This window comes from Pseudomonas sp. NPDC087336 (assembly GCF_044744285.1).
GTDB lineage: Bacteria > Pseudomonadota > Gammaproteobacteria > Pseudomonadales > Pseudomonadaceae > Aquipseudomonas.
Genome location: NZ_JBIUYA010000020.1, coordinates 1 through 12,305, shown reverse-complemented (window position 1 = coordinate 12,305; position 12,305 = coordinate 1). Strand labels below are relative to the sequence as shown.

General features: G+C 56.4%; 15 protein-coding genes. All 15 read left to right on the top strand.

Annotation, left to right across the window (positions count from 1 at the left end; translation table 11 throughout):
- Positions 1 to 555 precede the first annotated feature (555 nt).
- A complete protein-coding gene (rpmH, locus tag ACIO0C_RS19880; RefSeq protein WP_003213577.1) occupies positions 556 to 690 on the top strand; it encodes a 50S ribosomal protein L34 in 135 nt (44 codons plus the stop codon).
- A gap of 16 nt (positions 691 to 706) precedes the next feature.
- Positions 707 to 1,108 carry a ribonuclease P protein component gene (gene rnpA / locus ACIO0C_RS19875; RefSeq protein ID WP_197677877.1) on the top strand — a complete coding sequence of 134 codons (402 nt, stop codon included), beginning with the start codon at positions 707 to 709 and terminating at the stop codon, positions 1,106 to 1,108.
- A complete protein-coding gene (gene yidD, locus ACIO0C_RS19870; RefSeq protein WP_080725322.1) occupies positions 1,101 to 1,346 on the top strand; it encodes a membrane protein insertion efficiency factor YidD in 246 nt (81 codons plus the stop codon). The genes rnpA and yidD overlap by 8 nt, the downstream gene beginning before the upstream one ends.
- Positions 1,347 to 1,348: 2 nt before the next feature.
- A complete protein-coding gene (gene yidC / locus ACIO0C_RS19865; RefSeq protein ID WP_401314754.1) occupies positions 1,349 to 3,028 on the top strand; it encodes a membrane protein insertase YidC in 1,680 nt (559 codons plus the stop codon).
- Between the two features lie 79 nt (positions 3,029 to 3,107).
- Entirely contained in the window at positions 3,108 to 4,478 is a 1,371-nt protein-coding gene (gene mnmE / locus ACIO0C_RS19860; RefSeq protein WP_401314753.1) for a tRNA uridine-5-carboxymethylaminomethyl(34) synthesis GTPase MnmE, read from the top strand.
- A gap of 551 nt (positions 4,479 to 5,029) precedes the next feature.
- Positions 5,030 to 6,928: a tRNA uridine-5-carboxymethylaminomethyl(34) synthesis enzyme MnmG gene (mnmG, locus tag ACIO0C_RS19855; RefSeq protein ID WP_401314752.1), complete on the top strand. Its 1,899-nt coding sequence runs from the start codon at positions 5,030 to 5,032 to the stop codon at positions 6,926 to 6,928.
- Positions 6,925 to 7,569 (top strand): 16S rRNA (guanine(527)-N(7))-methyltransferase RsmG, encoded by a 645-nt coding sequence (gene rsmG / locus ACIO0C_RS19850; protein ID WP_008064612.1) that lies wholly within the window; start codon positions 6,925 to 6,927, stop codon positions 7,567 to 7,569. The genes mnmG and rsmG overlap by 4 nt, the downstream gene beginning before the upstream one ends.
- A gap of 18 nt (positions 7,570 to 7,587) precedes the next feature.
- The gene (locus ACIO0C_RS19845) at positions 7,588 to 8,385 is read left to right on the top strand and encodes a ParA family protein (protein ID WP_008064610.1); all 798 of its coding nucleotides are present in this window, start codon (positions 7,588 to 7,590) and stop codon (positions 8,383 to 8,385) included.
- Between the two features lie 9 nt (positions 8,386 to 8,394).
- Positions 8,395 to 9,267, top strand: a complete 873-nt coding sequence (locus tag ACIO0C_RS19840; protein ID WP_008064607.1) for a ParB/RepB/Spo0J family partition protein — start codon at positions 8,395 to 8,397, stop codon at positions 9,265 to 9,267.
- A gap of 148 nt (positions 9,268 to 9,415) precedes the next feature.
- Positions 9,416 to 9,823, top strand: coding sequence for a F0F1 ATP synthase subunit I (locus ACIO0C_RS19835; protein ID WP_008064605.1), 408 nt, complete (start codon positions 9,416 to 9,418; stop codon positions 9,821 to 9,823).
- A gap of 16 nt (positions 9,824 to 9,839) precedes the next feature.
- Positions 9,840 to 10,709, top strand: a complete 870-nt coding sequence (atpB, locus tag ACIO0C_RS19830) for a F0F1 ATP synthase subunit A (protein WP_008064603.1) — start codon at positions 9,840 to 9,842, stop codon at positions 10,707 to 10,709.
- 134 nt (positions 10,710 to 10,843) lie between these two features.
- Complete coding sequence (atpE, locus tag ACIO0C_RS19825) at positions 10,844 to 11,101, top strand: F0F1 ATP synthase subunit C (RefSeq protein WP_401314751.1); 258 nt, start codon at positions 10,844 to 10,846, stop codon at positions 11,099 to 11,101.
- Between the two features lie 58 nt (positions 11,102 to 11,159).
- On the top strand, positions 11,160 to 11,630 hold the full coding sequence (locus ACIO0C_RS19820) for a F0F1 ATP synthase subunit B (protein WP_008064601.1): 471 nt from the start codon (positions 11,160 to 11,162) through the stop codon (positions 11,628 to 11,630).
- Positions 11,631 to 11,642: 12 nt separating this feature from the next.
- A complete protein-coding gene (locus ACIO0C_RS19815) occupies positions 11,643 to 12,179 on the top strand; it encodes a F0F1 ATP synthase subunit delta (RefSeq protein WP_008064599.1) in 537 nt (178 codons plus the stop codon).
- A 21-nt stretch (positions 12,180 to 12,200) separates the two neighbouring features.
- Positions 12,201 to 12,305: hypothetical protein (locus tag ACIO0C_RS19810; protein WP_401314832.1), on the top strand; the 105-nt coding region annotated here is incomplete at its 3' end.

Below are 12,305 nucleotides of genomic sequence, written 5' to 3'. Positions count from 1 at the left end.
AGTTGAAAGCCGGTGAGGCAAAAACAAGCGGCCATTGTAACGGCCAGACGCCGACTTATCCACACGTAGGTGAGCCATGCACCGAGAAGAATCAAGGTTTTGAACGCATAAAAGACGACCAATGGTCTGTGCATAAGCTCTGTGGATAACCACCTCTAAGCTCATTGCAAAAGTGGGGGCGAAACTCGGTGGATAACCTGCCTGTGGATAAAGCCCGTTTTCACCCACAGGTTTTCCGAGGGCGCAGCACAGGCTGAACACGGTTTTCCACTGTAGTTGTTATTCTCTGTACAGCTTGTGGAACAAGGGCTGAAGGTAGTTATCCACAGATGATGGTGGCCCTAGTCTTTATAAGCTTTACAGAAAAGCTTTAAATACTCTCCTTCTTTAATTTTATGTTTGGCGAAGGGTCAAGGGCCGGAAAAACCTCTGGAGATCTATTTATAAGGAAACGTTGGTTGGAAATTGACCTAGAGGCTTGCTTTCTCTAGAATCCCCGGTCTCTTAAAACGGGGGCCATTCCGGCCCGTTGTGGACGAACCAGGTAACACGACAATGAAACGTACTTTCCAACCAAGCACTATCAAACGCGCTCGTACCCACGGTTTCCGTGCTCGCATGGCTACCAAGAACGGTCGTGCCGTTCTGTCGCGCCGTCGCGCCAAAGGTCGTGCGCGTCTGGCAGTTTGATAAGCCGGCACTGGAGGTGAGTCAGGACTTCAGTCGGGAAAAGCGTCTGCTTACCCCCCGGCATTTCAAGGCAGTCTTTGACTCCCCTACCGGCAAGGTACCGGGGAAAAATCTCCTGCTCCTTGCGCGCAACAACGATCTTGATCACCCCCGTCTCGGGCTGGTTATCGGGAAAAAGAGCGTAAAGCTCTCCGTCGAGCGCAATCGCCTCAAACGTCTGATGCGCGAATCGTTTCGCCTGAACCAGGATTTGCTGGTCGGCTGGGACATCGTTATCGTCGCGCGCAAAGGTTTGGGTGACGTAGAAAACCCCGAATTGATTCAGCATTTCGGCAAACTCTGGAAGCGTCTGGCACGCAGCACGCCGGTACCAGCAGTCAAAACCGAAACTGTAGGGGTAGACAGTCCAGATGCGTAAACTGGCACTCGTTCCGATCCAGTTTTATCGCTACGCCATTAGTCCCCTGATGGCCAGTCACTGTCGTTTCTACCCCAGTTGTTCCTGCTACGCGTTAGAAGCCATTGAAAATCATGGCCTTCTTCGCGGTGGCTGGCTGACCTTTCGTCGTTTAGGTCGCTGTCATCCGTGGAATCCCGGTGGTTATGACCCGGTTCCATCTATCCCTACCTCCCGTTCTTCTTCGATGGCCGAGTAATCATGGATATCAAACGCACGATCCTGATCGTCGCCCTGGCAATCGTGTCCTACGTTATGGTTCTTAAATGGAACCAGGACTATGGCCAGGCTGCCCTGCCGACTCAGAATGTTGCTTCCAGTACGACCGCACCGGGCCTCCCGGATACGGCCACTGGCAATAAAGCGTCCGTCAGTGACGACATTCCACACGCCGCAAACGATACCAGCGCGCCTGCCGAAACTCCGGTTGCTGCAAGCACCGACCTCATCCAGATCAAAACGGATGTGCTCGATCTCGCCATCGATCCACAAGGTGGTGATGTTGCCCAACTGAGATTGCCGCTGTATCCACGTCGTCAGGACCATCCGGAAATTCCATTCCAGCTGTTCGACAACGGCAACGAGCGGACCTATCTGGCGCAAAGTGGCCTGATTGGCAGCAACGGCCCGGATGCCAGTCCTACCGGTCGTCCGGTTTACTCGGCGGAGAAGAAGGTTTACCAACTGGCTGATGGCCAGGACCAATTGGTCGTGGACCTGAAGTTCAGCAAGGACGGCGTCAACTACATCAAGCGTTTCACCCTGAAACGCGGCCTGTATGACGTAACCGTTTCCTATCTGATCGACAACCAGAGCGCACAGCCCTGGTCCGGTGCAATGTTCGCGCAATTGAAGCGTGACGCCAGCTCCGATCCGTCTTCCAGCACCGCCACCGGTACCGCGACTTACCTGGGCGCTGCCCTGTGGACAAGTTCGGAACCGTACAAGAAAGTGTCCATGAAGGACATGGACAAGGCTGCGCTCAAAGAAACCGTCACCGGAGGCTGGGTTGCCTGGTTGCAACACTACTTCGTGACCGCGTGGATTCCGGCGAAGGGCGAAAACAACGTCGTTCAGACCCGTAAAGACAGCAAAGGCAACTACATCATCGGTTACACCGGTCCTTCATTGACCGTTGCTCCGGGTGCCAAGGCTGAAACCAGCGCCACTCTGTACGCCGGTCCGAAAAGCCAGGCTGTGCTGAAAGAGTTGTCCCCAGGTCTGGAACTGACTGTCGACTACGGCATCCTGTGGTTTATCGCGCAACCGATTTTCTGGTTGCTGCAACATATCCACGCCATTGTGGGTAACTGGGGCTGGTCGATCATCTTCCTGACCATGCTGATCAAGGGGATCTTCTTCCCGCTGTCGGCTGCCAGCTACAAATCCATGGCGCGCATGCGTGCAGTGGCGCCAAAACTGGCCGCGCTGAAAGAGCAACATGGCGATGACCGGCAGAAAATGTCGCAAGCCATGATGGAGCTGTACAAGAAAGAGAAGATCAATCCGCTGGGTGGTTGCTTGCCAATCCTCGTGCAGATGCCGGTATTCCTTTCCCTGTACTGGGTTCTGCTGGAAAGCGTTGAAATGCGCCAAGCGCCGTTCATGCTGTGGATTACCGACCTGTCGATCAAGGATCCGTTCTTCATTCTGCCGATCATCATGGGTGCAACCATGTTCATCCAGCAGCAGTTGAACCCGACGCCACCGGATCCGATGCAGGCCAAGGTGATGAAGCTGATGCCAATCATCTTCACCTTCTTCTTCCTGTGGTTCCCGGCCGGTCTAGTGCTGTACTGGGTTGTGAACAACGTGCTGTCCATCGCACAACAGTGGTACATCACGCGTAAGATCGAAGCGGCCGCCAAAGCGACTGCCTGATTTACACTGTGGACAACCACTCAAGACGCCCCCTAGTGGGGCGTTTTGCTATCTGTCACTTTTGTCTGGATACCGGTTTATGAGCGCTCCTCGTGAAACCATTGCCGCCGTCGCCACCGCTCAAGGTCGGGGTGGTGTAGGCATCGTTCGTATTTCCGGGCCTTTGGCCAGCGTTGCGGCCGAGGCCTTCAGCGGTCGCGAACTCAAGCCGCGGTTCGCTCACTATGGTCCGTTCCTCGGTGAAAACGACGAGGTGCTTGATCAAGGCATCGCGCTGTATTTTCCCGGACCCAACTCGTTCACTGGCGAAGATGTCCTGGAATTACAGGGTCACGGTGGTCCGGTCGTCCTGGATATGTTGCTTCAGCGTTGCCTTGGACTGGGCTGCCGTCTGGCCCGGCCGGGGGAATTCAGTGAGCGTGCATTCCTGAATGACAAGCTGGACCTGGCACAGGCCGAAGCCATCGCCGACCTGATCGAAGCCAGTTCTGCACAGGCGGCTCGCAACGCATTGCGCTCCCTGCAGGGCGCTTTTTCGGCTCGTGTGCATAACCTCACGGAGCAACTGATCGGCCTGCGGATTTATGTCGAAGCGGCGATCGATTTCCCGGAAGAGGAAATCGACTTCCTGGCCGATGGCCACGTACTGAGCATGCTCGACAAAGTGCGCGATGAGTTATCCACCGTGATGCGAGAAGCCGGACAGGGTGCCTTGCTGCGCGACGGCATGACCGTGGTCATCGCCGGTCGTCCGAATGCGGGTAAATCCAGCCTTCTCAACGCCCTGGCCGGCCGTGAAGCGGCGATCGTCACCGAGATCGCCGGCACCACGCGGGACGTCCTTCGCGAACATATCCACATCGATGGCATGCCACTGCACGTGGTGGATACCGCCGGGCTGCGCGATACCGATGACCATGTGGAAAAAATTGGTGTGGAGCGGGCACTGAAAGCCATCGGCGAGGCCGATCGGGTACTGCTGGTCGTCGATGCAACGGCGCCCGAAGCGCTCGATCCTTTCGCGCTATGGCCCGAGTTCCTCGAAACTCGCCCCGATCCGGCGAAAGTCACGTTGATCCGTAACAAAGCCGACCTCACAGGCGAAGACATGGCCCTGGAAGTCAGCGATGACGGGCACGTCACCATTAGCCTCAGCGCCAAATCTGCTGGTATTGGCCTGGAGTTACTGCGCGACCACCTCAAGGCTTGCATGGGCTACGAACAGACCTCGGAAAGCAGCTTCAGTGCTCGCCGGCGCCACCTGGAAGCCTTGCGTCACGCCAGTGCATCCCTCGAGCATGGCCGCGCGCAACTGACCCTGGCAGGTGCCGGCGAACTACTGGCCGAGGATTTACGCCAGGCTCAGCAGTCGCTGGGAGAAATCACCGGTGCATTTAGCTCCGATGACCTGTTGGGGCGAATCTTTTCCAGCTTCTGCATCGGAAAATAGTCCTTCTGCCATCCACAGACAGGCCGTTCTGGCCTGTCTGCTTCCTCCATTTCCAAAACACCCCCTCCAGTGCCGAGCAGATTTTTTCCGCTTGAGCGTTTCTTCGCTGCCTGAATTTCCTTCGATCGACGCTTTTCTGTGGATTAAGCCCTGTTAATAACCTCGGCTAAGGGCAGTTGATAACAGGGCCTCAAAACTGAAGATAACCACCCCTGTGGATAAGCACCCCATTCATCCACAGGCTTAAACCGGTTATCCAAGGGCCTCATTGGCACATGACCACAGGGTTTTGAATCTCTGTACACAACGGATTTAAAGACCTGTATCAATCTATCCACAGAAAGGCCGGTCAGTAGAAATAAACATAAAAACAAAGATTTAATAAATTTCTCTCTTTTTAATTTCTATAACCGCCACTTTTCCACAGCTGGTTAAATTTTGTGCAAAGGGTTCTTTAGGAAGGGCGAAGTCCCTATACTTGTCGACCAGGTCCAAAAACCTGAGCTCAAACTATTCCTGAATTACCTACTTAAGCAGGCACGAGGTGCGTGGTGGATTTCCCTTCCCGTTTTGAAGTGATCGTCATCGGCGGCGGTCATGCCGGTACCGAGGCAGCACTGGCCTCAGCACGTATGGGGGTCAAGACCCTGTTGCTGACGCATAACGTGGAAACCCTCGGTGCCATGAGTTGCAACCCTGCCATCGGCGGGATCGGCAAAAGCCATCTGGTCAAGGAAATCGACGCCCTTGGCGGTGCGATGGCCATTGCCACCGATAAAGGCGGCATCCAGTTTCGCGTCTTGAATAGCCGCAAAGGCCCTGCCGTGCGTGCAACCCGCGCTCAGGCGGATCGGGTTCTGTACAAGGCGGCCGTGCGCGAAATCCTGGAAAACCAGCCCAACCTGTGGATATTTCAACAGGCTGCAGACGACCTGATCGTCGAGCAGGAACAAGTGCGCGGTGTCGTTACCCAAATGGGCCTGCGTTTCCTGGCTGATTCGGTGGTATTGACCACCGGTACGTTCCTCGGTGGACTTATCCACATCGGTTTGCAGAACTTTTCCGGCGGGCGCGCCGGTGATCCGCCATCGATCGCGCTGGCTCGCCGTCTGCGTGAACTGCCATTGCGTGTCGGTCGGTTGAAAACCGGTACGCCACCGCGTATCGACAGCCGGTCTGTGGATTTTTCGGTAATGACCGAACAACCGGGCGATACACCGATCCCGGTGATGTCGTTCATGGGCAACAAGGAACAGCATCCACAGCAAGTCAGTTGCTGGATTACCCACACCAACGCGCGCACCCACGAAATCATTGCCGCGAACCTCGACCGTTCGCCGATGTATTCCGCTGCTGGTGAAATCGAAGGCATCGGCCCGCGTTACTGTCCGTCGATCGAAGACAAGATCCATCGTTTTGCCGACAAGCAAAGCCATCAGGTCTTCATCGAACCGGAAGGTCTGACGACAAACGAGCTGTACCCGAACGGAATCTCCACTTCCTTGCCGTTCGACGTGCAATTGCAGATCGTGCAATCGATCCGCGGTATGGAAAACGCACACATCGTGCGTCCGGGCTACGCCATCGAATACGATTACTTCGACCCGCGCGACCTGAAGTACAGCCTGGAAACCAAAGTCATCGGCGGTCTGTTTTTTGCCGGTCAAATCAATGGCACCACCGGTTACGAAGAAGCCGGCGCCCAGGGTTTGCTGGCCGGGACCAACGCCGCACTGCGTGCTCAAGGAAAAGATGCCTGGTGTCCGCGTCGTGATGAAGCCTACATCGGTGTATTGGTCGACGACCTGATTACCCTCGGCACCCAGGAACCGTACCGGATGTTCACATCCCGTGCCGAATACCGCCTGATCCTGCGCGAAGACAACGCTGACCTGCGCTTGACCGAAAAAGGCCGCGAATTAGGTCTGGTCGATGACGTGCGCTGGGCTGCGTTCTGCAAAAAACGCGAAAGCATCGAGCTGGAAGAGCAGCGTCTGAAAAGTACCTGGGTACGGCCGGGCACCGAACAGGGCGATGCGATCGCCGAAAAATTCGGCACGCCACTGACCCACGAATACAACTTGCTCAATCTGCTGAGCCGTCCGGAAATCGACTACGCTGGTCTGGTTGCCGTGACGGGTGGGGGCGCAGAAGATCCACAGGTTGCCGAGCAGGTCGAAATCAAGACCAAATACGCCGGCTACATCGATCGCCAGCAGGATGAAATCGCGCGTCTGCGGGCCAGCGAGGACACCAAGCTGCCTGTGGATATCGATTACACGAACATTTCCGGCCTGTCCAAAGAGATCCAGAGCAAGCTCGGCGCGACCCGTCCAGAGACCTTGGGTCAGGCGTCACGCATCCCGGGCGTGACACCGGCAGCCATTTCCCTGTTGATGATTCATCTGAAAAAACGCGGCGCGGGCCGTCAGTTGGAGCAAAGCGCTTGAGTTCGTTGGTCACCCCGCAACACGCAGAAGAGTTATCCACAGGCGCTCGCCAGCTCGGTGTCGCTCTGACCGAAACCCAGCATGCACAGCTGCTGGGTTATCTGGCCCTGTTGATAAAATGGAACAAGGCCTACAACCTCACCGCCGTGCGCGATCCCGATGAAATGGTGTCCCGTCATTTGCTCGATAGCCTGAGCGTGATGTCGTTCGTCGAAAACGGTCGTTGGCTCGATGTTGGCAGCGGCGGCGGCATGCCTGGCATTCCCTTGGCCATCCTGTTTCCTGAGTCGCAAGTGACCTGCCTGGACAGCAACGGCAAGAAAACCCGCTTTCTGACCCAGGTCAAACTCGAACTGAAACTGGATAACCTGCAAGTTATCCACAGTCGCGTCGAAGCGTTCCAGCCTGCGCAGCCATTCAACGGGATCATCTCCCGGGCCTTCAGCAGCATGGAGAACTTCAGCAACTGGACGCGCCACCTCGGTGACACCGATACACGCTGGCTGGCAATGAAGGGCGTTCATCCCGCCGATGAGCTGGTAGCATTGCCGACAGATTTCCACCTCGATAGCGAACACGCCCTGGCCGTTCCTGGTTGCCAAGGCCAACGCCATCTGCTGATACTGCGCCGCACGGCATGATTGGGAACACAAGCAAGAATGGCTAAGGTATTCGCGATTGCGAACCAAAAGGGTGGTGTGGGCAAGACCACCACCTGTATCAACCTCGCAGCATCCCTGGTCGCAACCAAGCGTCGGGTATTGCTGATCGATCTCGATCCACAGGGCAACGCCACCATGGGTAGCGGTGTGGATAAACACGGCCTGGAAAATTCGGTCTATGACCTGTTGATCGGTGAATGCGATCTGGCCCAGGCCATGCATTTCTCCGAACACGGCGGTTACCAGCTGTTGCCGGCCAACCGGGACCTGACCGCGGCCGAAGTGGTTCTGCTGGAAATGCAGATGAAGGAGAGCCGCCTGCGCAGTGCGTTGGCGCCCATCCGTGAAAACTACGATTACATTTTAATCGACTGCCCGCCGTCACTGTCGATGCTGACCTTGAACGCACTGGTTGCCGCCGACGGGGTAATTATCCCCATGCAGTGCGAGTACTTCGCACTCGAAGGCTTGAGCGACCTTGTGGATAACATCAAGCGCATCGCCGAGCTGCTCAATCCGAACCTCAAGGTCGAAGGCCTGTTGCGTACGATGTACGACCCGCGCCTGAGCCTGATGAACGATGTCTCGGCCCAGCTCAAGGAACACTTCGGCGATCAGCTGTACGACACGGTCATTCCGCGCAACATTCGCCTGGCCGAAGCGCCGAGCTACGGTATGCCGGCCCTGGCGTACGACAAATCATCGCGTGGTGCCGTGGCCTATCTGGCCCTGGCGGGCGAAATGGTCCGTCGCCAACGCAAAAACTCACGCATCGCCGCTGCTCAGGCAACTTAAGGAATCCCCATGGCCGTCAAGAAACGAGGTCTCGGACGTGGACTGGATGCACTTCTGAGTGGTCCGAGTGTCAGCGCGCTGGAAGAACAGGCGGTGCAGGCCGATCAGCGTGAGTTGCAACACCTGCCGCTGGACCTGCTGCAGCGCGGCAAGTACCAGCCGCGTCGCGATATGGATCCCCAGGCGCTCGAAGAGCTGGCGCAATCGATCAAGGCACAGGGCGTGATGCAGCCGATCGTGGTGCGGCCGATCGGTAGCGGCCGCTACGAAATCATTGCCGGCGAACGCCGCTGGCGCGCCAGCCAGCAAGCTGGCCAGGAAACCATCCCGGCGATGGTGCGCGATGTACCGGATGAAACCGCGATCGCCATTGCGCTGATCGAGAACATCCAGCGCGAAGACCTCAATCCGATTGAAGAAGCGGTGGCCTTGCAGCGCTTGCAGACCGAATTCCAGCTGACCCAGCAACAGGTCGCCGAAGCCGTGGGCAAGTCCCGGGTTACCGTGGCCAACCTGCTGCGCCTGATTTCGCTGCCGGAAGTTATCAAGACCATGCTTTCCCATGGTGACCTGGAAATGGGTCATGCCCGTGCATTGCTCGGTTTGCCGGATAATCAACAGGTTGAAGGGGCGCGACATGTTGTCGCACGCGGGCTGACCGTGCGCCAGACTGAAGCACTGGTTCGCCAGTGGTTGAGTGGTAAACCGGAGCCTGTGGAACCCTCCAAACCGGACCCGGATATTGCCCGCCTGGAACAGCGCCTGGCCGAGCGCCTAGGCTCTGCGGTGCAGATCCGCCACGGGAAGAAGGGTAAAGGGCAACTGGTCATCGGCTACAACTCTTTGGATGAACTTCAGGGTGTGCTCGCACACATTCGCTGAAACAATTCCTTATGTAGCGTGCAGTCGGAAATCACTACCTGACAGTTGAATAGGGGCAGAACCGCCCCTATACTCTGCGCGCATTTTGTCGGCACAAATTATGCCAAGTTATTGAATTCTGGCAGCCGACCATTGGAGAGCAATAGTGATGGAAACCCGCACGCCAAACCGCTTGCCCTTCCATCGCCTGGCAGTTTTTCCGGTGTTAATGGCTCAATTTGTCGTTTTGCTGATTGCTGCTTTGGCGCTCTGGCAATGGCATGGAGTCGTTGCCGGGTACTCGGGACTTTGCGGAGGCCTGATAGCCTTGCTGCCCAATGTTTATTTCGCTCACAGGGCATTTCGGTTTTCCGGCGCCCGAGCAGCCCAGTCCATCGTCCGGTCTTTTTATGCCGGCGAGGCGGGCAAACTGATTTTGACGGCAGTGCTGTTTGCACTGGTGTTCGCAGGTGTGAAGCCATTGGCACCGATTGCAGTATTCGGTGTCTTCGTGCTGACTCAGTCGGTCAGCTGGTTCGCTCCCCTGCTGATGAGAACAAGACTTTCGAGACCTTAGGGCGTTTGAGGCAACCATGGCAGAAACAACCGCTTCGGGCTATATCCAGCACCACTTGCAGAACCTGACCTTCGGTCAGCACCCTACCGGCGGCTGGGGCTTTGCCCACACCGCAGCAGAAGCCAAGGAAATGGGCTTCTGGGCTTTCCACGTCGATACCCTCGGCTGGTCGGTCGCATTGGGTCTGATCTTCGTTCTTCTTTTCCGCATGGCGGCCAAGAAAGCGACTTCCGGTCAACCAGGTGCTTTGCAGAACTTCGTTGAAGTATTGGTCGAATTCGTCGATGGCAGCGTGAAAGACAGCTTCCATGGCCGTAGCCCGGTGATTGCACCGCTGGCACTGACCATCTTCGTCTGGGTGTTCCTGATGAACGCCGTCGACCTGGTACCGGTCGACTGGATTCCTCAGCTGGCCATCCTGATCTCCGGCGATGCACACATCCCGTTCCGCGCCGTGTCGACTACCGACCCGAACGCGACCCTGGGCATGGCGTTCTCGGTTTTCGCACTGATCATCTTCTACAGCATCAAGATCAAGGGCTTCGGCGGCTTCATCGGCGAACTGACCCTGCACCCGTTCGGCAGTAAGAACATCTTTGTTCAGGCGCTGCTGATCCCGGTGAACTTCCTGCTGGAATTCGTGACCCTGATCGCCAAGCCGATCTCCCTGGCTCTGCGTCTGTTCGGCAACATGTACGCCGGCGAGCTGGTGTTCATTCTGATCGCTGTTATGTTCGGCAGCGGCCTGCTCTGGCTTAGTGGCCTGGGCGTTGTTCTGCAGTGGGCGTGGGCTGTGTTCCACATCCTGATCATCACCCTGCAGGCGTTCATCTTCATGATGCTGACCATCGTTTACCTGTCGATGGCGCACGAAGAAAACCATTAAGACCAGTCTCGACTAGTCTGATGTCCCTCCCGGTCAAACGGGAGGGTGCTCCTCACGGGGCATCTGAAACGATTTGTTTTACCGCTTTAAATTAAAAAAACCTAAACCATACGACGTAAAAGTCGGGAGGAAAGATGGAAACTGTAGTTGGTCTAACCGCTATCGCTGTTGCACTGTTGATCGGCCTGGGCGCACTGGGTACCGCAATTGGTTTCGGCCTGTTGGGCGGCAAGTTCCTGGAAGGCGCAGCGCGTCTGCGAGAAATGGTTCCAATGCTGCAAGTTAAAATGTTCATCGTTGCCGGTCTGCTCGACGCCGTAACCATGATCGGTGTTGGTATCGCTCTGTTCTTCACCTTTGCGAACCCGTTCGTTGGTCAAATCGCTGGCTGATTACTCGGATCTTCCGGGTAATTTGGTGTGATGGACAACGTAACTGCGAGGTGTTGGCGTGAACATTAATGCGACCCTGATTGGCCAGTCCGTTGCGTTCCTGATTTTTGTACTGTTCTGCATGAAGTTCGTATGGCCACCGGTCATTGCGGCATTGCACGAACGTCAAAAGAAGATCGCTGATGGTCTGGACGCTGCCAGCCGTGCAGCTCGCGACCTGGAGTTGGCCCAAGAGAAAGCGGGTCAGCAACTGCGCGAAGCGAAAGCTCAGGCAGCTGAAATCATCGAGCAAGCCAAGAAACGCGGTAATCAGATTGTTGAAGAGGCTGTTGAAAAAGCCCGTATCGACGCTGACCGTGTGAAGGTTCAGGCTCAGGCCGAGATCGAACAGGAACTGAACAGTGTCAAAGACGCTCTGCGTGCCCAAGTGGGCTTGCTGGCAGTCGGCGGCGCCGAGAAGATCCTGGGTGCCACAATCGATCAAAACGCGCACGCAGAGCTGGTTAACCAACTGGCTGCTGAAATCTAAGCGAGGGCGATCATGGCAGAACTGACCACGTTGGCCCGACCTTACGCTAAGGCGGCCTTCGAGCACGCTCAGGCCCACCAGCAACTGGCCAATTGGTCAGCCATGCTCGGCCTGGCGGCAGCGGTATCGCAAGACGATACCCTGCAGCGCGTGCTCAAGGCCCCGCGACTGACGAGCGCAGAAAAGGCCGCCACGTTCATTGACGTGTGCGGCGACAAGTTCGATGCCAAGGCACAGAATTTCATCAACGTCGTTGCCGAAAACGACCGTCTCCCGCTGTTGCCGGAGATTTCCGCTCTGTTCGACCTGTACAAGGCCGAGCAAGAGAAGTCGGTAGACGTTGAAGTGACCAGTGCATTTGCATTGAACCAAGAACAGCAAGACAAACTCGCCAAGGTTCTCAGTGCACGACTCAACCGGGAAGTGCGCCTGCAAGTTGCGGAGGATGCCGCCCTGATAGGTGGTGTCGTAATCCGCGCCGGCGACCTGGTTATCGATGGCTCGATTCGCGGCAAAATCGCGAAACTTGCCGAAGCATTGAAATCTTGAGTTTGAAGGGGCAGCAGAGCAATGCAGCAACTCAATCCTTCCGAAATAAGTGAAATTATCAAGGGCCGCATCGACAAGCTAGCGGTGACCTCGCAAGACGGTAACGAAGGCTCTGTCTTCTGCGTA